This window comes from Bifidobacterium sp. LH_230 (genome assembly GCF_056357555.1).
In genome coordinates this window covers 20,046-44,811 of sequence record NZ_JBKEWJ010000012.1, presented here as the reverse complement: position 1 = coordinate 44,811, position 24,766 = coordinate 20,046, and the positions used below count along the sequence as shown (strand labels likewise).

General features: G+C 64.1%; 18 protein-coding genes and 1 pseudogene. 16 read left to right on the top strand and 3 right to left on the bottom strand.

All coding sequences use genetic code 11. From position 1 onward, the window contains the following. The first annotated feature begins 167 nt into the window (after nucleotides 1-167). Complete coding sequence (gene clpB / locus AC1A0G_RS07070) at nucleotides 168-2,822, top strand: ATP-dependent chaperone ClpB (RefSeq protein WP_476528495.1); 2,655 nt, start codon at nucleotides 168-170, stop codon at nucleotides 2,820-2,822. A gap of 396 nt (nucleotides 2,823-3,218) precedes the next feature. On the opposite strand, the gene AC1A0G_RS07065 is transcribed toward clpB, so the two are convergent. Then, complete coding sequence (locus tag AC1A0G_RS07065) at nucleotides 3,219-6,029, bottom strand: HAD-IC family P-type ATPase (protein WP_476528494.1); 2,811 nt, start codon at nucleotides 6,027-6,029, stop codon at nucleotides 3,219-3,221. A 128-nt stretch (nucleotides 6,030-6,157) separates the two neighbouring features. Here AC1A0G_RS07065 and AC1A0G_RS07060 point away from each other — a divergent pair, with 128 nt between their 5' ends. The 12 genes and pseudogenes from AC1A0G_RS07060 to rho all read left to right on the top strand — a co-directional run bounded on the left by AC1A0G_RS07060 (nucleotide 6,158) and on the right by rho (nucleotide 18,930). After that, a complete protein-coding gene (locus AC1A0G_RS07060; RefSeq protein WP_476528493.1) occupies nucleotides 6,158-6,439 on the top strand; it encodes a metal-sensitive transcriptional regulator in 282 nt (93 codons plus the stop codon). Nucleotides 6,440-6,493: 54 nt separating this feature from the next. Then, nucleotides 6,494-7,849, top strand: coding sequence for a DNA recombination protein RmuC (locus AC1A0G_RS07055; RefSeq protein ID WP_476528492.1), 1,356 nt, complete (start codon nucleotides 6,494-6,496; stop codon nucleotides 7,847-7,849). Between the two features lie 26 nt (nucleotides 7,850-7,875). Then, nucleotides 7,876-8,532 carry an orotate phosphoribosyltransferase gene (locus tag AC1A0G_RS07050; protein ID WP_476528491.1) on the top strand — a complete coding sequence of 219 codons (657 nt, stop codon included), beginning with the start codon at nucleotides 7,876-7,878 and terminating at the stop codon, nucleotides 8,530-8,532. Nucleotide 8,533: 1 nt separating this feature from the next. Next, nucleotides 8,534-9,044, top strand: a pseudogene (locus AC1A0G_RS07045) (RNA methyltransferase); the annotation flags it as partial. Between the two features lie 26 nt (nucleotides 9,045-9,070). Then, nucleotides 9,071-9,415, top strand: coding sequence for a TrmH family RNA methyltransferase (locus AC1A0G_RS07040; RefSeq protein WP_476528526.1), 345 nt, complete (start codon nucleotides 9,071-9,073; stop codon nucleotides 9,413-9,415). Between the two features lie 259 nt (nucleotides 9,416-9,674). Beyond that, nucleotides 9,675-9,974, top strand: a complete 300-nt coding sequence (gatC, locus tag AC1A0G_RS07035) for an Asp-tRNA(Asn)/Glu-tRNA(Gln) amidotransferase subunit GatC (RefSeq protein ID WP_476528490.1) — start codon at nucleotides 9,675-9,677, stop codon at nucleotides 9,972-9,974. An 8-nt stretch (nucleotides 9,975-9,982) separates the two neighbouring features. Then, on the top strand, nucleotides 9,983-11,518 hold the full coding sequence (gatA, locus tag AC1A0G_RS07030; protein WP_476528489.1) for an Asp-tRNA(Asn)/Glu-tRNA(Gln) amidotransferase subunit GatA: 1,536 nt from the start codon (nucleotides 9,983-9,985) through the stop codon (nucleotides 11,516-11,518). Between the two features lie 27 nt (nucleotides 11,519-11,545). Continuing rightward, nucleotides 11,546-13,042 carry an Asp-tRNA(Asn)/Glu-tRNA(Gln) amidotransferase subunit GatB gene (gene gatB, locus AC1A0G_RS07025; RefSeq protein ID WP_476528488.1) on the top strand — a complete coding sequence of 499 codons (1,497 nt, stop codon included), beginning with the start codon at nucleotides 11,546-11,548 and terminating at the stop codon, nucleotides 13,040-13,042. A gap of 181 nt (nucleotides 13,043-13,223) precedes the next feature. Next, complete coding sequence (locus tag AC1A0G_RS07020) at nucleotides 13,224-14,306, top strand: GNAT family N-acetyltransferase (protein WP_476528487.1); 1,083 nt, start codon at nucleotides 13,224-13,226, stop codon at nucleotides 14,304-14,306. Next, nucleotides 14,303-14,617 (top strand): DUF2469 domain-containing protein, encoded by a 315-nt coding sequence (locus tag AC1A0G_RS07015; RefSeq protein WP_033494454.1) that lies wholly within the window; start codon nucleotides 14,303-14,305, stop codon nucleotides 14,615-14,617. The genes AC1A0G_RS07020 and AC1A0G_RS07015 overlap by 4 nt, the downstream gene beginning before the upstream one ends. A 93-nt stretch (nucleotides 14,618-14,710) precedes the next feature. Further along, on the top strand, nucleotides 14,711-16,300 hold the full coding sequence (locus tag AC1A0G_RS07010; protein ID WP_476528486.1) for an NAD(P)/FAD-dependent oxidoreductase: 1,590 nt from the start codon (nucleotides 14,711-14,713) through the stop codon (nucleotides 16,298-16,300). A gap of 431 nt (nucleotides 16,301-16,731) precedes the next feature. Further along, the gene (gene rho, locus AC1A0G_RS07005) at nucleotides 16,732-18,930 is read left to right on the top strand and encodes a transcription termination factor Rho (protein WP_476528525.1); all 2,199 of its coding nucleotides are present in this window, start codon (nucleotides 16,732-16,734) and stop codon (nucleotides 18,928-18,930) included. Between the two features lie 115 nt (nucleotides 18,931-19,045). On the opposite strand, the gene AC1A0G_RS07000 is transcribed toward rho, so the two are convergent. Then, nucleotides 19,046-20,317 carry a pyridoxal phosphate-dependent aminotransferase gene (locus AC1A0G_RS07000; protein ID WP_476528485.1) on the bottom strand — a complete coding sequence of 424 codons (1,272 nt, stop codon included), beginning with the start codon at nucleotides 20,315-20,317 and terminating at the stop codon, nucleotides 19,046-19,048. A gap of 191 nt (nucleotides 20,318-20,508) precedes the next feature. Here AC1A0G_RS07000 and AC1A0G_RS06995 point away from each other — a divergent pair, with 191 nt between their 5' ends. The 3 genes from AC1A0G_RS06995 (at nucleotide 20,509) to AC1A0G_RS06985 (ending at nucleotide 23,766) form a co-directional block, all read left to right on the top strand. Beyond that, nucleotides 20,509-20,964, top strand: coding sequence for an Lrp/AsnC family transcriptional regulator (locus AC1A0G_RS06995; RefSeq protein WP_476528484.1), 456 nt, complete (start codon nucleotides 20,509-20,511; stop codon nucleotides 20,962-20,964). Between the two features lie 100 nt (nucleotides 20,965-21,064). Then, complete coding sequence (locus AC1A0G_RS06990; RefSeq protein ID WP_476528483.1) at nucleotides 21,065-21,505, top strand: chorismate mutase; 441 nt, start codon at nucleotides 21,065-21,067, stop codon at nucleotides 21,503-21,505. Nucleotides 21,506-21,600: 95 nt separating this feature from the next. Then, nucleotides 21,601-23,766 carry a hypothetical protein gene (locus tag AC1A0G_RS06985; RefSeq protein WP_476528482.1) on the top strand — a complete coding sequence of 722 codons (2,166 nt, stop codon included), beginning with the start codon at nucleotides 21,601-21,603 and terminating at the stop codon, nucleotides 23,764-23,766. Here the strand turns inward: AC1A0G_RS06985 and AC1A0G_RS06980 are convergent. Then, nucleotides 23,760-24,227: a hypothetical protein gene (locus AC1A0G_RS06980; RefSeq protein WP_476528481.1), complete on the bottom strand. Its 468-nt coding sequence runs from the start codon at nucleotides 24,225-24,227 to the stop codon at nucleotides 23,760-23,762. The two genes, AC1A0G_RS06985 and AC1A0G_RS06980, sit on opposite strands and share 7 nt — an antisense overlap. Nucleotides 24,228-24,766: the final 539 nt, after the last annotated feature.

Sequence of the window (24,766 nt, the reverse complement as noted above, 5' to 3'; positions counted from 1 at the left end):
GGCTCAAGTTTTGGGAATAGAATGGGTGGCAGACCGGTTGAGTAAGTCAGAAACGAACGAAAACCTGCGATCCGGCGGGCGGTCAGGCTGCGGCGTGCGGACGATGCCGTGCGGCTCGGCTTGACCGATGCGGTCCGGGCGCAGTACAAGACTTTTGGGAGGTTGTTATGGAACAGAAGTTCACCACGATGGCCCAGCAAGTGATCGGCGACGCGATCCAAAGCGCGTCCGCCGCGGGCAACGCGCAGGTCGAGACCCTGCACGTCATGGACGCGCTCCTGCGCCAGGAGAACGGCGTCATCCAAGGACTCATCCAGGCCGCGGGCGGCAATCCGCAGGCCATCGGCGCGGCCGTGCGCAACGCGCTCGTCGCCTTGCCGAGCGCGTCCGGCTCCACCACGTCGCAGCCGCAGGCCAGCCGCCAGCTGACCGCCGCGCTCGCACAGGCCGAGAAGGAAATGCAGGCCATGGGCGACGAATACGTCTCCACCGAGCATCTGCTCATCGGCATCGCCGCAAGCGCGCCGAACCAGTCGGCCGACATCCTGCGCCAGAACGGCGTGACCCCGGAGGCGCTGCGCAAGGCCGTGCCGTCCATCCGCGGCGGCGCGAAGGTCACCAGCCCGGACGCGGAAGGCTCGTACAAGGCGCTCGAAAAGTACTCGACCGACCTGACGGCCGCCGCGAAGGAAGGCAAGCTCGACCCGGTGATCGGCCGTGATCAGGAGATCCGCCGCGTCATCCAGATCCTGAGCCGCCGCACCAAGAACAACCCGGTGCTGATCGGCGAGCCGGGCGTCGGCAAGACCGCCGTCGTCGAAGGCCTCGCGCAGCGCATCGTCGCCGGCGATGTGCCGACCACGCTGCAGAACAAGAAGCTGATCTCCCTCGACCTCGGGTCGATGGTGGCCGGCTCCAAGTACCGTGGCGAATTCGAGGAACGTCTCAAGGCCGTTCTCAACGAGATCAAGAACGCGAACGGCGAGATCATCACGTTCATCGACGAGATCCACACGATCGTCGGCGCGGGTGCGGCCGAAGGCTCGATGGACGCCGGCAATATGTTGAAGCCTATGCTGGCGCGCGGCGAGCTGCGTCTGATCGGCGCGACCACGCTCGACGAGTACCGTGAGAACATCGAAAAGGACCCGGCGCTGGAGCGTCGTTTCCAGCAGGTGTACGTCGGCGAGCCTTCCGTCGAGGACACGATCGCGATTCTGCGCGGCCTGAAGCAGCGTTACGAGGCGCACCACAAGGTGACGATCGGCGACGATGCGCTGGTCGCCGCGGCGACGCTGTCGAACCGTTACATTTCCGGTCGTCAGCTGCCTGATAAGGCCATTGATCTGGTCGATGAGGCGGCCGCGCACCTGAGGATGGAACTCGACTCCTCCCCGGAGGAGATCGATGAGCTCCAGCGCAAGGTGACGCGCTACGAGATGGAGGAAATGCAGCTCAAGAAGGCCGAGGACCCGGCGAGCAAGGAGCGTCTTGGCAAGCTGCAGGCCGAAATGGCCGATGCGCGCGAGAAGCTCGCGGGGCTCAAGGCCCGCTGGGATGCGGAGAAGGCCGGCCATAACAAGGTCGGTGATCTGCGCGCCCAGATGGATGCGCTGCGCGTGAAGGCCGACAAGTTCACTCGCGAAGGCAACCTCGCGGAGGCGAGCCGCATCCTGTACGGCGAGATTCCGGCGATCCAGAAGCAGCTCGACGCGGCCGAGAAGGCCGACGCCGAAGACACCGCGAACGGCGCGAACAAGCCCGAACCGATGGTGCCCGACCATGTCGACGCCGATTCGGTGGCCGGCATCGTCTCCGAATGGACCGGCATCCCCGTCGGCCGCCTCATGCAGGGCGAAAACGAGAAGCTCCTGCACATGGAGGAGTACCTCGGCAAGCGCGTGATCGGCCAGAAGGAAGCCATCCAGGCCGTCTCCGACGCGGTGCGCCGCTCGCGTGCCGGCATCTCCGACCCGAACCGTCCGACCGGCTCGTTCCTGTTCCTCGGCCCGACCGGCGTGGGCAAGACCGAACTGGCGAAGGCGCTCGCCGACTTCCTGTTCGACGACGAGAAGGCGATGGTACGCATCGATATGAGCGAGTACATGGAGAAGGCCTCCGTGTCGCGTCTGATCGGTGCCGCGCCGGGCTACGTCGGCTACGAGGAGGGCGGCCAGCTGACCGAGGCCGTGCGGCGTCGCCCGTATTCGGTGGTGCTGTTCGACGAGGTCGAGAAGGCCAATCCGGAAGTCTTCGACGTGCTGCTGCAGGTGCTTGACGACGGCCGCCTGACCGATGGTCAGGGCCGGACCGTGGACTTCAAGAACACGATCCTCATCATGACCTCCAACTTGGGTTCGCAGTTCCTCGTCAATCAGGACATGGATGCGGACGCCAAGAAGAAGGCCGTGATGGACGCGGTGCACATGAACTTCAAGCCGGAGTTCCTCAACCGCCTCGACGAGATCGTCATGTTCCATCCGCTCACCCGCGAGGAGCTGGGCGGCATCGTGAACATCCAAGTCGCGCAGGTCGCCTCTCGCCTCACCGATCGCCGCATCCGCCTCGACGTCACCGACGCCGCGCGCGAATGGCTTGCCGACACCGGTTACGATCCGGCGTACGGCGCGCGTCCGCTGCGTCGCTTGGTGCAGACCGAGGTCGGCGACCAGCTGGCCCGCATGTTGCTCGCCGGCAAGGTGCACGACGGCGACACGGTGTTCGTCGACCAGACCGGCGGCGACCACCTCGAGCTCAACGCCATGCCGACCGACCCGGACGACGACGGCTCGGTGCATGTGGATAGCGTGAAGACCGACTGATCTGGGGTTGTTGGGTGCCGGTGCGGAGCTTGTGGCGAGATGGAATCGCGCTTCGCGCGATGCTGTGTAAAGCAGCACTAACGTGCTGCGAGTACCCCAACCCGCCCGGCATGGCCGGGCACCCTCCCCTGAAAGGGGAGGGAAGTGATCAGCTTCCGCTTCTCGGTATCATGCATAGCGCCCTCCCCTGAAAGGGGGAGAGAGATTTTTGGCTTTCCCTCCCCTTTCAGGGGAGGGTGGCAGCGAAGCTGACGGGTGGGGTACTGTGGCACGTTAGTGCCACTTGATAACGATCGAGCGAAGCGCGATTCCGATCTGCGCGACTGACGCGATTGACGAAGGACCGGAAGGATATTCTCCTTCCGGGCCTTGTTGTGTTTTGTGCGCGAGCGCCGGCTACTGCTCGAGGAAGATCTGCGGGGCCTTGGCGAAGTTGTTTGCGCAGTGCTCGCCGCAGAAGTAGTAGGTCTTGCCCTCGTATTCGCGGGTGATCGCGTCCGCGGTCACGGCGACGGTCATGCCGCACACCGGATCGGTGGCGGTCTCGCCGTCGGTCGGCGCGGTGTTCATGTGCATGTGATGCATATCCATAGGATGCTCCTTATCGTTGGAATTGGTGGACATTGTACTGTCGGAGCCGTTGGCGTTGCCGTTCGGTTCCAAGTGCGTGAGTTCGGTGTGCTCGTCGATGATGACGTGCGGTTCGCGAACGGCCGGTGCGGCGGTGTCGGTCGAGTCGTCGTGCGTCGCGTCGACGTCGGATAGCACCGCGATGTCGCTGATTCGCACGCCGTGCAGCCGGTTCGCGTTCAGCACCAGGCACACCGAGCTCAACGCCATCGCCAGTCCCGCGATCATCGGGCTGAGCAGCCAGCCGGTGAACGGGTACAGCACGCCGGCCGCGACCGGGATACCGATCACGTTGTATCCGAACGCCCATGCCAGATTCTCGCGAATGTTGCGCATCGTCGCGTTCGACAGGTTGATCGTCTTCAGCACGCCGCGCAGGTCGCCGTTCATCAACGTCACGTCGGCCGACTGCATCGCCACATCCGTACCGGTGCCGATCGCAATGCCGAGATCGGCTTGTGCGAGCGCCGGCGCATCATTGATGCCGTCGCCGACCATTGCGATCAGACCGTCCGGAACATCGCCGATCGTCGGCGACGCTGACGTTGCGACTGTCGTGCTTGCCGGCGCAGACACGTCCGTATGATCGGCGTTCGTACCGTGCGCACGATCGCGCGCGGTCTGCAACTGACGAATCCAGTACGCCTTGCCATCCGGCTTGACCTGTGCGATCACCGTATCGATGCCGACCTCACGGGCGATGCGAGCGGCGACCTCGGCGCGGTCACCCGACAGCATCACCGTGCGAATGCCGGCCGCTCGCAACGCGGCCACGGCCTCGCGCGAACCATCCTTGACCGGATCATGCTCGTAGCTCGGCTTCGCGTCGTGTCCGGCCGTCTCCGCATCGCCATCCGCCGGCGTGTCCACCACGCCGCGCGTGATCGTACCGGTCTTGTCGAACACGACCGTGCGAATCTCACGCGCCTGCTCCAACGCCTTCGCCGACGTGACCAGCACGCCGTTCGTCGCGCCCAAGCCCATCGCGGCCGTCACCGACAGCGGCGTGGCCAGGCCCAACGCGCACGGGCATGCGATGATCAGCACGCTCACCGCCGTCACCAGCGCATGCGCCAGACGCGGCTCGGGGCCGACCGCGAACCAGATCGCGAACGTCCACACCGCCACGATCATCACCGCCGGCACGAAGATGCGGGCGATCTTGTCGGCCAGCTTCTGCACCGGGGCCTTCGTAGCCTGCGCGCGCGACACCATCGCGATGATCTGCGCCAGCACCGTCTCGCCGCCCACCTGCGTGGCGCGCATGAGCAGATCGCCCTTGAGCAGCATCGTTGCGCCGGTCAGGGAGCGCGAGTCGCCGTTGCGGTCGTCGGCGTGCGCGTCGGCGGTTTTGACGACCGGCTTCGACTCGCCGGTGATCATCGACTCGTCCACGGTGGCCTCGCCCGCGACGATTTCGCCGTCGACCGGAATGCGCTCGCCGGCGCGGACGACCAGCAGGTCGCCGGCCTTCACATCGTCGATGGTGATATCGCGAACGTTTGCGTTGCTTTTCCAGTCCGCATGATCGGCGGAATCGTCGACCGTCAGGATATGCGCGGTGCGCGGGCGCAGCTTGATCAGCGACTGCACGGCCTTGCCGGTGCCTTCACGGGCCTTCGTCTCGAGCAGACGGCCGACCAGCACCAGCGTGATCACCACGCCGACCGATTCGAAATACGGTTCGCGCGAGCCTTCCGGAAACAGCGACGACATCACGCACAGCGCGAGGCTGTACGCATAGGCGGCGGTCGTGCCGAGCGTGACCAACGAGTTCATATCGGGAGCGCGGTGCATCAGCGCCGGCCAGCCGACACGGTGGATTGGCGCGCCGCAGTAGAACATAACCGGGGTGATGAGCAGCGCCTGCAGCCACGGGTTCATCAGCCACATCGGCACGATGGCGTGGCCGCCGGGCAGCAGCATGACCATCATCGGCACGAACACCGGCAGCGTGAGCACGGTGCCGATGACGACCAGCTTGGTGAGCTGACGGATCTCCTTGGTGCGTTCCTCCGACTCGCGGCGTTCCGCGGCAAGCGCATCGGTCGGCAATGCGCCCGTGCCGTTTTGGCCGGAGACAACGCGGGATTCCGCTGTGTCATTTCGACCGGAGCGCAGCGGAGCGGAGAAATCTTTCCTGGCTCTTCCATCGACACGCTCAGTGTCAACGTTCGCCGTTCCACTGCCTGCGTCGCCGGTCACGCGCAACAGCCCGTGCACCATATTCATACCACAGGCGAACGGGTACTCGCCGGCCGGCAATGCGGGAAGCCGCACGTCGGTGCGCGTGTTGCCGGGCAGCATCGCGTCGAGCGCGAGATCGCCGAACACGACGTGCGACGTGCATTCGCCGGTCTCCTGCCGGTCGAACGTGAGCGTGATCGGCGTGCCGGCCCGCATCTCGATCACGGCGGGGGAGTAGCCGCCCTTGACGGTGATCGTCGCGGTCTGCATGCCGTTTGCCATCGTGCCGGCGGTGCCCTGCTGCCGGGCGAAGAAGAACCGGATGATCAGCCATGTGAGCGCGGCGGCGACCAGCGCCGCGGCTGCGATAAGAAAGATGTTCAGTTCCATGACTCGCTCCTTCTGCCTTCCTCTGGATATCGTATCGCTGTTCACCAGAATATACCCAATACCCCTATGGGGTATAATGAGTGTTGCGATTGCGCCGTCGGGTGAATCGGTGGTGATTGGAGGTTGCGATGCACGGGTATGGCGAGGACAAGGCGAAGGTGATCGCGCGGCTGCGGCGGATCGAGGGGCAGATTCGCGCCGTGACGCAGATGGTGGAGGACGACAAGTACTGCATCGACGTGCTGACGCAGATCTCCGCGGCCAATTCGGCGCTCAAATCGGTGGCGTTGCTGCTGCTGGACGACCATCTGAACCATTGCGTGCGTGAGGCGTCGGCCGAAGGCGGCGAGGTTGCTGACGACAAGCTGCGCGAGGCGTCGGCGGCGATCGCGCGGCTGGTGAAGTCGTAAAAATCGCGACACGCGAGGACGGTTCGGTCCATGCCGTACGATTCACTAGAACATATGTTCGACAATGTGATGACGGTGACCGTGCTGATCGCGGTGATGGTAGTGGCTGCGGCGCTGGGGTTGGCTGCCGGGTTCGCGCTGGGTAGGTCGCGTGGTCAGGAGATGGCCCGCGACGCTCGGATCGGCGAATTGGAGGCCGCGAAGGCGGACGGCGACGCGGCGCATGCGCAGGTGATGCAGCTGACCGCCCAGGCGGCCGAGCTGCGCGGCCAGATCGATGGTCTGAGCCAGCAGCTGTCATTCGCCAAATCGCAGCTGGCACAGGCCCAGCAGGCCGAACAGGTGCGCATCCAGCACGAGCGAGACAAGGCGGCCGCCGACGCCGAACGGGAGCGCGTGAAACAGGCGCGTTCGATGGAGGAGCAGAGCAAGGTGCTTTCCGCGCTGGCTCCCGTGCAGAAGAACCTTGACGCGTTGCAGGCCAAGGTCTCGCAAATCGAGGAGGGACGTAAGCGCGAGATGGGAGCGCTCGGCGAGCAACTCAAAGGGCTGGGCGAGCAGCAGGCCCGTCTGGACCGCGAGACGAGTTCGCTGTCGGCGGCGTTGCGCAACAACAAGGTGCGCGGCGCATGGGGCGAGGCGCAGCTGCGCAACATCGTGGAATCGGCCGGTCTGCTGGAACACGTCGATTTCGATACGCAGGTGGTGGTCACCGGTCAGGATGGGCGCATCCAGCGTCCGGACATGATCGTGCATCTGCCGGGCGGCAAGACGATCCCGATCGACGCGAAGGTGCCGTATGCGGATTACCAGCGGGCGTGCGAGATTCCCGAAACCGCGTCGCCAGAGGAGTTGGACCGTCGCGCCGATCTGTTGAGGGCGCATGCCAAAGCGCTGCGCGAACACGTGAAGACCCTGGGAGACAAGGCGTACTGGAACGCGTTCGACATCGCACCGGACTTCGTGGTCGCCTTCATCCCGAACGAGGCGCTGCTGCAGGCGGCGCTCGAATCCGACCCGACGCTGATGGACGACGCCTTCGCGCGCAAGGTGGCGTTGACCTCGCCGGTGACGCTGTGGGCGGTGCTGAAGTCGGTCGCCTACGCGTGGCAGCAGCAGAGCCTGACCGACGATGCGAAGAAGCTGTTCGACCTGTCTCGCGAACTGTACGAGCGGTTCGCGGTGCTGGGCGAACGTGCCACCAAACTGGGCGCGGCCATCACCAAGACGGTCGGCGCGTACAACCAGTTCGCCACGTCGCTCGAATCGCGCGTGCTCGTCACCGCCCGCAAACTGCAGAAGATCGACGCCGGCAAGATCATCGAACCGGTGGACATGATCGACCCCGGCAAGGCCGATGTGCGTGAGCTGACCGCCCCGGAAACCCAATCCGACGACAACGCCGATTGACGGCACGAGAAGATAGGCTAACAACCATGACCGAAGAGAAATCCTTCCGCAAGACCGGCGCCGCGCCGGCCGTGAACTCCGATACTGCTGCGGCTCCTGCCGAAACGCCGTTCGCGCTGCTCGACCCGCGTGACCAGCTCAAGCAACTGCTCACGAAGGAACTGAACGGCAAACCGTTCTGCGAACTGTCGAACGTGACCTTCGACCATCGCGGGGCCGCCATCGTCGGCCATATTCTGCTCGATACGCTGGAGGAGCAGGGCTATTCGGTCGATGACTTCGACGCGGTCGGCGCGCTGACCGCCGCGGCCGTGCCGCTCGTGTCCGCCATGATCCTTGCGGCCGTATCCCGCGGCGAGGACCTGAACGGATTCGTGATGGACTTCGTGTACCCGTCCATCAAGGGGCCGTCGATCAAGGGCAAGCGCGTGGTGCTGCTCGATTCGTGGCTGTCGGAGAAATCCTATGTGCAGACCTCCTCGCTGGTCACCCTGCGCAACGGCAACGAGCTGAGCCTCGACTTCGGCATCGTGGAGCACGAGGGCGCCGAGGTGGTCGCCATCGCATCGCTGATCGGCGGCGTGGACATGGACAAGCCGACCATCAAGGTCATCAACCCGGTCGACGACGAAGAGCGCGAACTGCCGTTCGTCGAGGTCTATCACGAGTCCGAACTGCGCTGACATGCATACGCCCAATCCCGTCTCTTTGGCCGCCAAGATGTCCGGCGAACCGGAGTTCCGTGAGGTCGGCGTCGGCCCATGGGCGCAGACCCATCCCGGCAAGCCGCGTCCGGACGATCCGTCGTCGCCGGATTTCGATTCCCGCTTCGATCCGCAACTGCTGGACGAGGGCGACCGGCGCAACGTGCTCGACCGATACCGCTATTGGACTGTCGACGCCATCAAAGCCGATTTGGACGCACGTGGCCGTCATGATTTCGAGGTCGCTGTCGAAAATTGGACGCACGACTTCAACATCGGATCGATGGTGCGCACCGCCAACGCGTTCACCGCGAACCGAGTCCACATCGTCGGCCCGCACAAATGGAACCGCAAGGGCGCGCTGATGACCGAACTGTACCAGCACGTCGAAAACCATCCGTCCATCACCGAACTGGTCGAATGCTGGCACCACCGCATCGCCGGCGAAATCGCATACGAGCGCGCCCGTGCCAAAGCCGCCGCGATCAAGTCGCATACGATCGCATCGCAGTCCGGTATGGAGACGGCTTCGATCGACGATCATGCGATGGCATCCGCCGCCGTGGCCGCGGTATCCGAGGCGACCGCCGAGATCGCGCGTGCCGACGCGCGCATCCGCGAACTTGAAGCGGCCAAGGTCATCGCGCTCGACATCATCCCCGGAGCGATGCCGATCGAAACATACCGGTTCCCGAAACGCTGCCTCATGCTGTTCGGCGCGGAAGGTCCGGGACTGAGCGACAAGGCCCTCGAACTGGCCGACGACGTCGTCTACATCTCCCAATTCGGTTCCGTGCGTTCCATCAACGCCGGTGCCGCCGCCGCGGTCGCCATGCACAGCTACATCGCCCAGCATCTGTGAGATCGGGGGGGTGACCCCCTCAGTCTGCTTCGCAGACAGCTCCCCCTATCAGGGGGAGCAGCGGAATATTGCGTTGTGGATCAGCGTGAGCGTGGATAGATCCTCATATCATGCATGTCGCCGCCGTGGAATCTGCCTGATCCCGCGACTCCCCTTATCGGGGAGTGCATCAGGCGTCAGTGGCGTCGGTATCTAATCGTTTGGGACGCGGTGAGACGGCGTAAGAGGCGTGTCACAAATCAATCGTATAGTAGGGCGCATGCCTACATTCACACGCGAAGAAATCGAGCATTTGGGCGATCTCGCCCGAATCGCGCTCACCGATGAGGAAATCACCCGTCTGCAGGGCGAGCTGAACGTCATCGCCGACTCCATCAACAAGGTGCAGGAAGTCGCCTCCGATGACGTGCCGCCGACCGCCAACCCGATCCCGCTGGAAGCCCACCTGCGTCCGGACGTCGCCGAGACGCCGCTCACGCAGGCCGAGGCCCTGTCGGGCGCTCCGAAGACCGAGGCCGGCATGTTCGTCGCGCCGCGCATTCTGGGAAGCGAGGAGTGAGAACCGTTATGACCGCAACCAACGAACTCGTGCAACTGACCGCCGCCGAGATGGCCGCCAAGGTCAAGGCCGGCGAAGTCTCCAGCCGTGAGCTGGTCGACGCGCACCTCGACGTCATCGAGGCCGCCGAACCGTCCATCAAGGCCTTCCTCAAGGTCTCCGGCGACGTGGCCCGCGAACAGGCCGACGCCTTCGACGCCAAGAGCGCCGAAGAGAAGGCCGCCCTTCCCGAGCTGGCCGGCGTGCCGATCGCCATCAAGGACATGATCGTCACCAAGGGCATCGAAACCACCGCCGCCTCCAAGATCCTCGAAGGATGGGTGCCGCCGTACGACGCCACCGTCATCGAAAAGCTCAAGGCGGCCGGCATGCCGATCCTCGGCAAGACCAACCTCGACGAATTCGCGCAGGGCTCCTCCACCGAGCACTCCGCCTACCAGACCACGCACAACCCCTGGGACACCGAGCGCGTCCCCGGCGGCTCCGGCGGCGGTTCGGCCTCCGCGGTCGCCGCGTTCGAGGCCCCGCTCGCCCTCGGCACCGACACCGGCGGCTCCATCCGTCAGCCGGGCGCCCTGACCGGCACCGTCGGCGTCAAGCCGACCTACGGCGGCGTCTCCCGCTTCGGCGCGATCGCCATGGCCTCCTCGCTCGACCAGATCGGCCCCGTGACCCGCACCGTGCTCGACTCCGCGCTCCTGCAGGAGATCATCGGCGGCCATGACCGCCGCGACTCCACGTCCATTCCGGAAGGCCCGCGCCCGATGGTCGCCGCCGCCCGTGAAGGCGCCAAGCGCGACCTGAAGGGCATGAAGGTCGGCCTCGTCAAGGAACTGGGCGGCGACGGCTTCCAGCCGGGCGTCCAGGCCCGCTTCGACGAAGCCGTCAAGAAGCTCGAGGAGATGGGCGCCGAGGTCGTTGAGGTCTCCTGCCCGCACTTCGAATACTCGCTCGGCGCGTACTACATCATCATGCCGTCCGAGGTCAGCTCCAACCTGGCCCGCTACGACGGCATGCGCTACGGCCTGCGCGTCATGCCGCCGGCCGGCGTGCCGCAGACCGCCGCCAACATGATGGCCTACACCCGTGAGGCCGGCTTCGGCGACGAGGTCAAGCGCCGCATCATCCTCGGCACCTACGCCCTGTCCGCCGGCTACTACGACGCCTGGTACGGCTCCGCGCAGAAGGTGCGCACGCTCATCATCCAGGACTTCCACAACGCCTTCGAAAAGGCCGACGTGCTCGTCTCCCCGACCAGCCCGTCCACCGCGTTCAAGTTCGGCGAGAAGATGGACGACCCGCTGGCCATGTACATGAACGACATCGCCACCATCCCGGCCAACCTCGCCGGCGTGCCGGCCATGTCCATCCCGGCCGGCCTGTCGGACGACGGTCTGCCGGTCGGCTTCCAGTTCATCGCGCCGCAGCAGCGCGACGAGGTCATGTACAAGCCCGCCGCCGCGCTCGAAGCCGCGCTCGAAGAGGACTGGGGTGGCCCGATCTGGCAGTCCATGAAGACCCCGTGGCTGAACGCCGCCGAGTAAGGCATCGGAAGAAAGAGAACAAGCACTATGGCTGAAAAACTGATGAAGTACGCCGATGCCACCAAGAAGTACGATGTGGTCTTCGGCCTCGAAACGCACGTCGAGCTGTGCACGAACACCAAGCTGTTCTGCCCGGCGCACATCGAATTCGGCGGCGAACCGAACACGCAGCTGACCCCGGTGAGCCTCGGTCTGCCGGGCAGCCTGCCGGTCGTCAACAAGACCGCGGTCGACTACGCGATCAAGCTGGGTCTCGCCCTGCACTGCGAGATCGCCGAGTGGAGCCAGTTCGCCCGCAAGAACTACTTCTACCCGGACATGCCGCGCGACTACCAGATCTCGCAGTACGACAAGCCGACCAACGGCAACGGCTACCTCGACGTCGAGCTTGAGGACGGCACCGTCTTCCGCGTGCCGATCGAGCGCGCGCACATCGAGGACGACGCCGGCAAGAACACGCACGTCGGCGGCGCCGACGGCCGCATCGAAGGCGCCGACCACTCACTGGTCGACTACAACCGCGCCGGCGTGCCGCTGATCGAGATCGTCACCAAGCCGATCGAAGGCGCGGGCGACCGCGCCCCGGAGATCGCCGGCGCCTACATGCGCGCCATCCGCGACATCGTGCGCGCCCTCGGCATCTCCCATGCCCGCATGGAACAGGGCAACATGCGCGCCGACGTGAACGTCTCGCTGCGTCCGTCCGCAGACGCCCCGTACGGCACGCGTTCCGAAACCAAGAACGTGAACTCGTTCCGCGGCATCGAAAAGACCATCCAGTACGAGATCCGCCGTCAGGCCGCCCGCCTCGACGAAGGCAAGGAGATCCTGCAGGAGACCCGTCACTGGGACGAGGCCACGCAGACCACCGCCGGCGGCCGCGTCAAGTCCGACGCGGACGACTACCGCTACTTCCCGGACCCGGATCTCGTGATGCTGCACATCACCAAGGAGCACATCGCCGAGATCGAATCCCAGATGCCGGAAATGCCGCGCGAGCGCCGCAACCGTCTCAAGGCCGAATGGAACCTCACCGACCTGCAGCTGCGCGACATCCTCAACGCCGACGCGCTCGACCTGATCGAAGACACGGTCAAGGCCGGCGCGACCGCCGCGGGCGCCCGCAAGTGGTGGCTGGGCGAGCTGAGCCGTGAGGCCAACGCCAAGGGCGTCTCGCTCGAGGAACTGCCGGTCACCCCGGCCGACGTGGCCGAGGTCGAGCAGCTCATCGCCGACGGCAAGCTCAACGACAAGCTCGCCAAGCAGACCATCGCCGGCGTGCTCGCCGGTGAAGGCACCCCGGACGAGGTCGTCGCCAAGCACGGCTACAAGATCGTCGAGGACTCCGGTGCGATCGAAGCCGCCGTCGAAGCGGCGTTCGCGGCCAACCCGGACGTCGTCGAGAAGCTCAAGAGCGGCAACATGAAGCCGATGGGCGTCATCATCGGCGCGGTGATGAAGGCGACGCGCGGCCAGGCCGACGCGAAGGCCGTCACCAAGATCGTGATGGGCAAGATCAAGTAACCCAAGTAACGCATTCGCATCATGCGTCAGGCTCCCTCCGGTTCGTCCGAAGGGAGCCTTTTCGTATCCCACGTATTGCACACTTGGTGAACGCCTGCCGTAAATCTTCCCAGCAAACGGTCAGGCGGGTAGGATATCTTCTGTACCGACTTCTACCAGCGTATGTTGAGGGAATACACGAATGTCTGAAACCGCCGAAACGCCGACGTTGCAGGAAATCTCGCGCGAACTGCCGCCGAAGATCGTCATTCCTGAGATCAAGGGCGAAATGGTGCACCTGCGCCCGGCGACCATCGAGGATCTGCCGCGTCTGGACGAACTGGACGCCTACTATAACGCATCGCGCATCACCGGCAAGGACCCGCAGGCCGAACGCGCCGTCGTTCACGCATGGGTTCATCGCTCGGTCGCATGGGCGAACGGTCTGGCCGCATCCGAATCCGGCGTGGGCGATCCCGAATCCCGCCGCACGATGGCATGGGCCATCCTCACCGACTCCGACCATGACGACGACGGTCAGATCGACGCGCAGGCCACCGACAACGTGATCGGCATGATCTTCCTCATCGACATCGACGGCTGGGCGCGCTCCGCCCGCATCCAGGTCGTGCTCGGCAAGGACTACCGCGGCCGCGGCTACTCGCGCGACATGATGCCGCGCGTCATGACCTACGGCTTCGCGCCCGAACCGGCCGGCCTCGGCATGCACCGCATCTGGGTCGCCGTGCCTGAAAAGAACACGCGCTCCCTGTCCGTCTACCAGTCTCTCGGCTTCGTGCAGTCCGGCACGTCGCGCGACGCGCTGTGGGACGCGGAAAACGGCCGCTACCAGGATCTGATCGTACTGGACACGCTGTTCGACGAATACGATCCGATCCGCTCGCTCGACGCGTTCGGCATGCATGTGATCGAAGACAATCCGGGCATGCGCGAGGCGCTCGCCATGCGCGAACATTCCGTCACGCTCCAGCAGAAGAAGCGTGAATCGGCCGAAACGCACGAGACCCGTGCCGACGGTTCCACGACCGGCGAAACCGACAACGACGAACTGCGCAAGGCCGCATACGCTCGCATCGGCGTCGAACTGAGCAGCGACGACGCGGATGCAGACGCGGCAGTCAAACAGGCCGAGTCCGCGCCGTCCGATACCGTCGATGGCGATTCCACATGGCCGTACGGCCAGTCCGAGCGCAAGACCTCAAAGAACGCGTGGTGGCGCAATCTCGGATTGAGCCGCAAACGCGAGACGGAGGAGGACCGATGAGCGCAGAGGATCTCGACAATTACGAAACCGACGCGGAACTCGCCCTGTACAAGGAGTACCGTGATGTCATCAAGCTGTTCACCTACGTGGTGGAGACGGAACGACGGTTCTATCTGGCCAACAAGGTCGACTTCAACGTGCGTTCGGCCGGACAGGACGTGTACTTCGACGTGCAGCTGACCGACGCCTGGGTATGGGATGTGTACCGGCCGAGCCGTTTCGTCAAGAACGTGCGCATCGTCACGTTCAAGGACGTCAACGTCGAGGAAGTCCAGAAAACCGACATCGACATCCCCGACGACATCCACTGATTTCTGTGGCCTTTGTGTGGAAACGCACAGGGGCCATTTGCGTTTCTTGGGTGTGGGGTAGACTGTCGCTGATTTTGTTATAAGGAGACTCACGTGACGCAGAAACAATCCGTGGTGATTATCGGCGGCGGCCCCGCGGGCCTTACCGCAGCCTGGGAGTTCGTCAAGGACGGCGGCGCCGACAAGTACGACGTGACCGTGCTCGAGGCCAGCCGTGAATTCGGCGGCATCTCGCGCACCGTCAAGCACAACGGGAACCGCATGGACATCGGCGGCCACCGTTTCTTCTCCAAGGACAACCGCATCATGGACTGGTGGAAGGACGTGCTGCCGCTGCAGGGCGCACCCAGCTATGACGACAAGAAGCTCGGCCGCGAGCACGAAATGGAGCCGGGCGGACCGGACCCGGAAGTGACCGATGAGGTGATGCTCAAGCGTCACCGCGTTTCGCGTATCTTCTACGGCGGTCGTTTCTTCGACTATCCGATCTCGCTTAAGCCCGCCACGTTCAAGGCGATGGGCTTCGCGATGACCATGCAGGCCGGCTTCAGCTACCTCGCCTCCATGTTCCACAAGCTGCCGGAAACCAATCTGGAGAACTTCTACATCAACCGTTTCGGCCGCAAGCTGTATTCGATGTTCTTCGAAGGCTACACCGAAAAGCTGTGGGGGCGCCACCCCTCGCAGATCTCCGCCGACTGGGGCGCGCAGCGCGTCAAGGGCCTGAGCGTGCTCGGCGTGCTCAAGAACGCGTTCGCCAAGCTCAGCCCGAAGAAGCGCTCCAACGCCGAGGTCGAAACCTCGCTGATCGAAGAGTTCTGGTACCCGAAGTACGGCCCGGGCCAGCTGTGGGAGACGGTCGAGAAGCGCTGCGAGGCGCACGGCGCGAAGGTCATCACCGATGCGAACGTCGTCGAGATCCGTCAGGACGGCGGCCATATCAGCTCCGTCGTCTACGAGGATTCGGAAGGCAACCGTACGGAACTCGCCGCCGACCAGTTCATTTCGTCGATGCCGATCAAGGATCTCGTCAACGCGATCGACAAGACCGACAAGCCGGCGCCGACCGACATCACGACCATCGCCAACGGTCTGCCGTACCGCGACTTCGTCACCGTCGGCCTGCTCGTCAAGCGACTGCGTCTCAAGAACACGACCGACATCCCCACGCTCGGCAACCCGCCGATCGTGCCGGACTGCTGGATCTACGTGCAGGACCCGGGCTACACGGTCGGCCGCATCCAGATCTTCAACAACTGGAGCCCGTACCTCGTCAAGGACGTGGACGACACCGTCTGGATCGGCCTCGAATACTTCTGCGACGAAGGCGACTCGTTCTGGAACATGAGCGAAGAGGACTGCGTCAAGTTCGCCATCAACGAGATGGTGCGCATGAAGGTCATCGCCAGCCCGGCCGACGTGCTCGACACCCACCGCGAGAAGGTCAAGAAGGCGTACCCGGCCTACTTCGACACCTACGCCCAGATGGACGAGCTCGTCGAATACCTCGACCACTTCGGCAACCTCTACTGCGTCGGCCGCAACGGCCAGCACCACTACAACAACATGGACCACTCCATGGCCACCGCCATCGAGGCCGTCGGCAACATCAAGACCGGCAAGACGTCCAAGAAGAACGTGTGGTCGGTCAACACAGAGAAAAGCTACCACGAGGAAAAATGATCAACGGAGCGTATACCGTCTTTCCTCAGCGCTCGACGTGCTCAGCACGCCTTCGGCTTCGGACGACGGTCTCCGCACACGTTGATCATTTTTCCTTCCGGAAAAGTAGTTCTTCTTCTGTCGGCCCTTGGGTTTGACGCTCCCCCAGTCAGTTATGCTGACAGCCCCCTCAACCGAGGGGGCCGAGGAGAATGGCAGCGGAAAAGTAAAGAGTTCCATTTGATGAAACGGCTCGTCGCGGTATGCGGCGGGCCGTTTTGCATTGGTCGGGGATGGGTTGTATGGTTAGTGCCAGTTCGTGACGCATGGAGTGCGACGAACATTCGATAGCGGCGTTGGCCGCACATCATTCTTAGTGCAGAGTCCGGCATTATGCCGGCGTTGCTCAAGGAAAGGTAATACGAGTGGCAACCAGCCAGAATCTTGAGGATATGAAGCTGCCCGAGCTCAAGGAGCTCGCCAAGCAGATGGGACTTCGTGGCACGTCGACGATGCGTAAGCCCGAACTACTGGCCACGTTGCAGGCCGCTCGATCCGGAGGCGAGGCCCCCGCCGGCGTCACCGTGCGCACGTCCCGCGCCGCCAAGGCCGCCGAGACGAATACGACCGAATCCGCGCCCGTCGAACAGGCCGTTGCCGAACCTTCGACCGACAATGCACCCGCTCAGCAGGCTCCCGCAGCCGACGTTCAGACGTCCGCCCAGCCGGAACAGGCCCAGTCCGAACCAGCCAAGGACGATCAGGAGAAGACCTCCGGCCGTCCCGCTCGTGCCACTCGTTCCGGCCGTGTCGTGCGTGCCGCCGGCGAGCCGGCCCGCAAGCCGCGTGCCGCTCGTGCCCGCAAGGAAGACGGCGTTGCGACGAGCGAGGATGCGACGGCGAAGAAGCATGTTGCCGATGCCGCCCAGCCGGTGATCGAACTGCCCGAAGTCGCCAAGAAAGACGCCGAAACCACGGTCCGTCGCCGCCGTCGCGAAGCCGAGGCATCCGCGTTGCTGCTCGACGATCTCGGTCTCGAGCCGACCGGAGAGCGCGCCGATCGCGGTGACCGCAATGATCGCACGGACCGCGGCGAGCGTCGCCGCAAGTTCGACGAAGACCGCGCGTCCGGCCGTCGCCGTCGCGATTTCGCTGCGGATGACGAGCGTCCGCGTCGCCGCCGCGTCGAGGAGCCGGCTGTTGAATCCGGCGATGACAACGTGCGCGATCTCGACGATATTCTCGCGACCCTGCCGACGACCGCCGCACCGGCGGAACGTGACGATCAGTCCGGCGAGGAGTCCGTCGATCGCGATTTCGTGCGCCGCAGCCGTAATCGTGCCGATCGCGGCAACGATCGCGGTGACCGTGCCGTGGACCGTCATCAGCGTCGTCTGCGCGGCCGCGACCGCGATCTCGACGAGCGTGCCGACCGCGACATCCGCGTCGAACGCAACACCGACCACGACGTGCGCGATACGCGCCGCGACGAGCCGCAGGACGATCTCGTCCCGGTCGCCGGCATCGTCGACGTGCTCGAATCGTACGCGTTCGTGCGCACCTCCGGCTACCTGCCCGGCCCGAACGACGTGTATGTGTCGATGGGCCAGGTCAAGAAGTACGGTCTGAGGAAGGGCGACGCCGTGCACGGTTCGATCCGCGCGCCGCGAGACAACGATCGCCGCAACCAGCGCCAGAAGTTCGTGCCGCTGCAGTCCATCGACTCGATCAACGGCATGAGCGTCGAGGATGCGGCCAACCGTCCGCAGTTCTCCAAGCTCACCCCGCTGTATCCGCAGGAGCGTTTGAAGCAGGAGACCACGCCGAACAAGCTCACCGGCCGCATCATGGACATCGTCGCGCCGATCGGCAAGGGCCAGCGTGGCCTGATCGTCTCCCCGCCGAAGGCCGGCAAGACGATCACGCTGCAGAACATCGCCAACGCGATCGCCACGAACAATCCGGAAGTGCACCTGATGGTCGTGCTCGTGGACGAACGTCCGGAAGAGGTCACCGACATGGAGCGCACCGTGGCCGGCGAGGTCATCGCCTCCACGTTCGACCGTCCGGCATCCGACCACACCACCGTCGCCGAACTTGCCATCGAACGCGCGAAGCGACTCGTGGAGCTTGGTCAGGATGTGGTCGTGCTGCTCGACTCGATGACCCGCCTCGCCCGCGCGTACAACATCGCCGCGCCGGCGTCCGGCCGCATCCTGTCCGGTGGCGTGGACGCACAGGCCCTGTACCCGCCGAAGAAGTTCTTCGGCGCGGCCCGCAACATCGAAAACGGCGGATCGCTGACCATCATCTCGTCCGCGCTGGTCGAAACCGGATCGAAGATGGACGAGGTGATCTTCGAGGAGTTCAAGGGCACCGGCAACATGGAGCTGCGTCTGAGCCGCGAGCTGGCCGACAAGCGCATGTTCCCGGCCATCGACATCAACGCGTCCGGCACGCGCCGCGAGGAGCTGCTCACCGCGCCGAACGAGCTGCCGATCATCTACCGTCTGCGCCGTCTGCTCGGCGGACTTGAACCGGAACAGGCGTATCAGACGCTTGTGCCGCGTCTCAAGAAGGCGCCGACCAACCGCGACTTCCTTGCCGCGATTAGCCAGCAGGCCAACTCCAGCGCCGTCAACGGCAACTGACGGTCGGTCGTTGCTGGTTGGTGTACGGATATGATAATGGCTCTTCCCGTTCGGGGAAGAGCCATTATGCGTTGCACTGTGTGATGTGCTGCGCGGTGTGAAATTGTCTCGGCGACTACGCCATGATGGCGAGATGATGGTATTCGGGCGTGTGCCGGCCAAGCAGCGGGTCGGCATGCCGCTCGGCGAAGCGACGCAGACGGCGCACGCCTTCACGCAGTTCATCCGCGTCACCGGCATAGGAGAGCCGTACGAATCCCGCGCCTTCCGCGCCGAACGCCTCGCCCGGCACCACGGCCACATGCTCGTCGTCCAGCAGACGCGTGCTGAACGTGGCGGTATCCATGCGCGTGGCCCGGATGTCCACGAACGCGTAGAACGCGCCCTGCGGTTCGATCAGACGGACGGCGGTGCAATCGGCCAGCTCGCCAAGCACGATCCGCCGTTTGGCACGGTACTCCTCGCGCATGGCGATCACATGGCCCATCGGGCCGGTCAGCGCCGCGACCGCGGCGTATTGCGCGGTCGAATTGACCGAGGAATGCATGAGTTCCGCGAGTTTGCTGGTCTGTTCGATCAGTTCGGATGGCCCCAGCAGATAGCCGATTCTCCAGCCGGTCATCGCGAACGTCTTCGACAGGCTTTCGACCACGACGGTGCGCTCGTGCATGCCCGGAACGGCGGCGATCGACGGGGCGGCAGGGAACGGCGCGTCGGCGGTTGCGGTTGCCGACGGCTTGCCGGCCGCAGCGGCATCGAACACGAACGGGTGATACACCTCGTCCGAGATCGCCCAGATATTATGGCGTTGGCATACGTTCGCAATGCGCGCCAGCTCGTCGGCCGGCGTGACCGCGCCGGTCGGATTGCCGGGGGAGTTGATGATGACCGCCCGCGTGCGTGGCGTGATCGCCGCTTCGATGTCGTCGGCGTTCAGACGCATCTGATGTTCGGGCGTGAGCGCGACCGTGACCGGCACGCCGCCACACATCATCACTTCGGCGTCATACGACGTGAAGAACGGGGAAGGGATGATGACCTCGTCGCCGGGATCGATCAGCGCCTTCAAGGCAAGGAACAAGCCGATCGTGGCGCCGTCGATGGCTTGGATCTCGGTATCGGGATCGTACACCAATCCTTTCACGGCACGCGAATAATCCGCGACCGCGTGGCGGAACCGGTCGATGCCCAGCACGTTCGTGTACTTCGTATGGCCCTCGCGAATCGAGCGGCATGCGGCTTCGACGATATGCGGGGCGGCGGTCGCGCTCGGTTCGCCGACGCACAGCGAGATCGCGTCGGGAACGCGCTCGACGCGGTCGAACACATCGCGAATGCCGGAACGGGGGATGCCCAGCGCGTGCCGGGATAATGCAGGGAATGTCATAAGCGCACCATCTTTCGTAAAAGTTCTTATAAATAAGATGATATGTAGTAAATATTACGAAAAAGAGTGGATAATCTGCAAAAATATCATATTGTGCAGTTGGGTTGGTTATGCTGAAACAGGCGGAACCGGCCTCGATCTCGCCTGTTTCAGCATATGAATCGCCGCGTGCCGGCGATAGTATGGAACCCATGAAGGAACAGGACGATCACGAAGTCGCGACCGGGGTCGACGCGAAGGACGGGATGATACTCGACATGCTGGAGGCGGACGGCCGCGCCACGCTGTCGCAGCTGGCCAAGGCGACGGGCCTGTCCGTGTCGGCCGTCCAGTCGCGTGTGCAGAAGCTGGAGAAGCGCGGCGTCATCAAGGGGTACGCCGCGGTGGTCGATCATGAGCGCAGGGGACTGCCGATCAGCGCGTTCGTGTCCATCACGCCGCTCGACTACACGAAGGAGGCGGACATTCCCGCCAAACTGCGCGACCTCGACGGCGTCGTCTCCTGCTATTCGGTGGCCGGCGCGCCGAGCTTCGTGCTGCTGGTGCGCGTGGCATCGCCCGGCAAACTGGAGGAGCTGCTCAATCTCATCCACCGCACCGTGCCGGTCAGCACGGAAAGTACCGTCATCCTCAAAACCTACTTCTAGGAGCGGGCTGCAGGGCTTGTACTGCCGAACCAGACGAAATCGACGCTGATTTCGTCTGTTCCGGCGTACGGTACGGCGTATCGGTGATAATCTGACAACCATGAGCGAAACGCAAGAACCACAGTCCGAAGGCGGCGACTGGCTGCCGTCCGCCGATGCCACGCACGCCCCCGAATCCGAGACGGTGATCGACTCCGCCGCCGCGGCCGAACATCCCGAAGTCGCCGAAACCGTGGCGAAGATCAAGGCCCTGCGCCAGTCCATCGACAACGTGGACACGGCCATCGTCTCCCTGCTTGCGGAACGGTTCAAGTACACGTCGCAGGTCGGTGTGCTCAAGGCGCGCGCGGGGTTCGCTCCGGCCGACTACAAACGCGAAGACTATCAGATCGAGCGTCTGCACCGCATCGCCGTGGCCGCAGGACTCGACCCAGACATCGCGGAGATGTACCGCGAATTCGTGGTGACCGAAGCGAAAAAGCGCCACGCGCGCATCGCGGCGGCCGGCGGCGACCCGGGCGTGCTCGACGTCTTCGCCTGATCCGGGGAGCCTGAACTCGTATACGGCCTGTTGCCGGGTGCGGTGCGCGATAGAATGCTTGTTCGTTTGTGAACGAGCGAGGTAATGGAGGCAGCATGGGACGTGTCGGTCGATTCCTGACACGAGTCGGTGCCGCCTCCGTTTCGTTCGCGGTCAGTCTGACGATGCTGGCGCCGGCCGGTTCCGGCACGACGGCTCCGGACGGCACGACGACGCGGTCTGCCAGCCGGTATCTTGGCCGCGACGTGTACGCCGCGCTTGACGTGACGGATGCGAACGATGGCGGCGTGTACCTGTCCGGCGACAATGAGGGGAATGCCACATCCGGCGTGCGGCGGACGGATGCTACGTTGGAAGCCCTGCCGTGGACCGTACACGTCACGTATTCGCTGGACGGGCCGCAGACGAATGCCGCCGGCGTCGATGGGGCTAGCGGTCTGGTCGGCGTGCGCGTGACCGTCACCCGCAATGATCTCGCCTCGCATGACATCACGCAGGCCGCGGCCGGACTGGTCCCGGTCGTCGCGTTCACGATACCGACCGAAGTCGGGAGTGATCTGTCATCCAGCGACGGCACGATCGTCGCGCAGCATGGTTCTGACAACGTCATCACCGCGATCGGCAACGATACGGCATTGTCCGACGCGACGGATCAGGACCGGATCGACGACGTGCTGCAGGCCGCCAAGTCAGCCGGCGCCACAACGACGGATGACGATACCGTACTTGATCTCAGCGTCTATCTGAACGCCACGCAGTTCTCCATGAGCCCGATCATGCTGGCCGCCGTACCGGCATCCGATGCGAACGATATCACCGCGCAAGCCTCCGACCTCGCACAGCAGACGACCTCGCTCGCGGACACGCTGACCGGGGCGAGCGGGCAGCACAACGACGAACTCATCGCCCAACTGACCGCATTGCGCGACCGGGAGCGCGCGCTCGCCAAAGCCACGATCGCCGAGCGATCCGCCGCACACCGGCAGGCGTTCGACGCGTACATGGCTGCATACGTTGGCTCCTACACCACGCATCTGAGCGGTTCTATCAGCAACAAGACGCAGATGACCGCGCTGATCGGCACCGCCGGCGAACTCAAAGGAGACACGCCGCTCGCCAAGGCCGTGGTCGATCTGGCCAACGCGGTGAACGCGGTCAGCGCCGCATACCGGCATACCGGCGCGGCCGACGAAGTGGATGCGATCATCCGGCGCATCCGGCAACAGGGGGTGAACGGGCTGACCGACGAACTCACGCAGGACGCCGGCCACGAATCACAGCTCGGCTCGTCCGGGTACAGCGACGGGCAATCGCAGCTGTCGCAGGCCATGATCCCGTATTCGATGGCGTATACGGACACGTACACCGAGCATCTGAGCGAACTGACCGGCGGCACGACGAGCGGGGCCGCGGCGTATCAGGCACAGGCGATCGCGCAGACGAACGAATCGTTCGCGTCGGATGCCGATCTGAAGGCCGATCAGGCGAAGGTCGACGCGGCGATGGCGGCGCTCGCCACTGCCAGCGAGCATACGGGGCGCGCGCAGGCGATCAGGCAGTTGCTGCTGCGGTTCGAGGACCAGTTCGAGGCGGGGGATGCGGCCGATTCGTCGTCTGCCGGTAACGCGGATGGTTCGGACGCTTCCGGTGCGGGCCGAGACGGAAAGACCTTGCGTTCCTTGTCGGTCACCGATTCGCCGCGGCTTGGCGTCGGCGGCAATGGCATCGCCGCGGTGGTCGAAGCCGCACGCGTGAAGCAACAGCATAAGGCCCGGGAACAGGCTGCCGATAAGGCTCGGCAGCGATCGCAGTCGGCAGACGGACAGACGTCGAGCCTGGTCGACGATCAGGTGTCGATGAGCAAGGATGATGTGATGAGCTTCGCCGGGGGAGTGGCCTCGCTCGGCGGCGGTTCGGATGGTGGCGATTTCGACGGTGGAACCTCTGCGCAGACAGACGGGGCTTCGTCCGACACTGCCGAAACGCAAGATGACAACGCTGGCAAGCAGTCGGATGCCGCAAACGTTACTGACGCGCCGTCAGTCGCCTTCGGCATTCGCGGCATGAACCCGGCCGGTATGCTCACGCCGGACAATGCCGCGATGGTTGATGAGACGGTCGCCATCAGCGACGCGGCATCCGTGCTGACCGCCGCCGTACAGGCGCTCGCCGATGCGGGTTCGCTGAACGATCTTACGTCGCATGTCGCATCCGGTGCGGATACGAGAAAAACTCGATTTTTGCTGGTGTTCGCTCACTGATAGCGGATCTGGTTGCCGCCGGTCTCCATGTCGACGCTGCCGGAGAGCAGTTCGATAAGCTGTTGGACGAGCGGGACGATCAGGAACGTGCCGCCGATCGACCATAGGTTCAGAAAGATCGTGGACGCGCCCATTGGCACGAGTATGATGCGTGCGGCGACCATGACGAGTCCGACGATCGGCAATGCGAAATGCGTGACGATCGGGAAATGATGCTTGGTGCGGAACTGGTGCCACGCGACGAACAGCAACGGCAGGATCATCATCCACGCGCCGATCGCGGTGATGACCTCGCGCACGGGCAGATGCAGCGTGTAGTGCGATCCGGGCAGGAACACGGAGACGGCGAGCAGTGCCAGTCCGGCAAGCACGATGCGTTTGAGTGGCTTGTCGTTGATCAGTTCGTCTTCGGACAGATCGTCGATCTGGTTGTTGATATCCGCGGCTTGTGCATTGCTCATATTCATCACCCATGCGAGATTGTATCGCGGGGTTATGGCATATGAAATAAAAATGCTCCTCCTTGTGGGAGCTGTCGAGTGGGAGAAGCATGTGAATGAGGAGGCACTGAGCTGATTGCTCTTGCGCCCCCTCAGTCAGCTTCGCTGACAGCTCCCCCTGACAAGGGGGAGCAAAGGTTCATCCTCCGAAAGGAAGAAGCAAAAGAAGAAGCCAATCGGCTACATGTTGAGCGCCCAATATTCCCTCCCCTGTCAGGGGAGGGTGCCCGCATCGCGGGCGGGTTGGGGTACTGTGACGTGGCGACATCACCAAATAACAACGGGCCATCAGGCCATCCGCCCATTGCAGGATGGACGACCTGATGACCCGTTGTTATTTGGTGAGCGGGCGCGCTACAGGTGCCCGCGAAGGCCTCTTGTTGAGAGAAGTCTTACTTCTTCTTAACAGGCTGAGCCGTGAAGCGGACAGTCCTGTGGACTGTCCGTGGGCTCAGTGAGCGGCTGCGCTATAGGCAGCCGCGAAGGCCGCCTGTTAAAAA

What these genes read in the sequence shown, in the direction of transcription:
- clpB (WP_476528495.1), top strand. Translation starts at nt 168, where the DNA reads ATGGAACAGAAGTTCACCACGATGGCCCAGCAAGTGATCGGCGACGCG.
- AC1A0G_RS07065 (WP_476528494.1), bottom strand. Translation starts at nt 6,029, where the DNA reads ATGGAACTGAACATCTTTCTTATCGCAGCCGCGGCGCTGGTCGCCGCC.
- AC1A0G_RS07060 (WP_476528493.1), top strand. Translation starts at nt 6,158, where the DNA reads ATGCACGGGTATGGCGAGGACAAGGCGAAGGTGATCGCGCGGCTGCGG.
- AC1A0G_RS07055 (WP_476528492.1), top strand. Translation starts at nt 6,494, where the DNA reads ATGTTCGACAATGTGATGACGGTGACCGTGCTGATCGCGGTGATGGTA.
- AC1A0G_RS07050 (WP_476528491.1), top strand. Translation starts at nt 7,876, where the DNA reads ATGACCGAAGAGAAATCCTTCCGCAAGACCGGCGCCGCGCCGGCCGTG.
- AC1A0G_RS07040 (WP_476528526.1), top strand. Translation starts at nt 9,071, where the DNA reads ATGGAGACGGCTTCGATCGACGATCATGCGATGGCATCCGCCGCCGTG.
- gatC (WP_476528490.1), top strand. Translation starts at nt 9,675, where the DNA reads ATGCCTACATTCACACGCGAAGAAATCGAGCATTTGGGCGATCTCGCC.
- gatA (WP_476528489.1), top strand. Translation starts at nt 9,983, where the DNA reads ATGACCGCAACCAACGAACTCGTGCAACTGACCGCCGCCGAGATGGCC.
- gatB (WP_476528488.1), top strand. Translation starts at nt 11,546, where the DNA reads ATGGCTGAAAAACTGATGAAGTACGCCGATGCCACCAAGAAGTACGAT.
- AC1A0G_RS07020 (WP_476528487.1), top strand. Translation starts at nt 13,224, where the DNA reads ATGTCTGAAACCGCCGAAACGCCGACGTTGCAGGAAATCTCGCGCGAA.
- AC1A0G_RS07015 (WP_033494454.1), top strand. Translation starts at nt 14,303, where the DNA reads ATGAGCGCAGAGGATCTCGACAATTACGAAACCGACGCGGAACTCGCC.
- rho (WP_476528525.1), top strand. Translation starts at nt 16,732, where the DNA reads ATGAAGCTGCCCGAGCTCAAGGAGCTCGCCAAGCAGATGGGACTTCGT.
- AC1A0G_RS07000 (WP_476528485.1), bottom strand. Translation starts at nt 20,317, where the DNA reads ATGACATTCCCTGCATTATCCCGGCACGCGCTGGGCATCCCCCGTTCC.
- AC1A0G_RS06995 (WP_476528484.1), top strand. Translation starts at nt 20,509, where the DNA reads ATGAAGGAACAGGACGATCACGAAGTCGCGACCGGGGTCGACGCGAAG.
- AC1A0G_RS06990 (WP_476528483.1), top strand. Translation starts at nt 21,065, where the DNA reads ATGAGCGAAACGCAAGAACCACAGTCCGAAGGCGGCGACTGGCTGCCG.
- AC1A0G_RS06985 (WP_476528482.1), top strand. Translation starts at nt 21,601, where the DNA reads ATGGGACGTGTCGGTCGATTCCTGACACGAGTCGGTGCCGCCTCCGTT.
- AC1A0G_RS06980 (WP_476528481.1), bottom strand. Translation starts at nt 24,227, where the DNA reads ATGAGCAATGCACAAGCCGCGGATATCAACAACCAGATCGACGATCTG.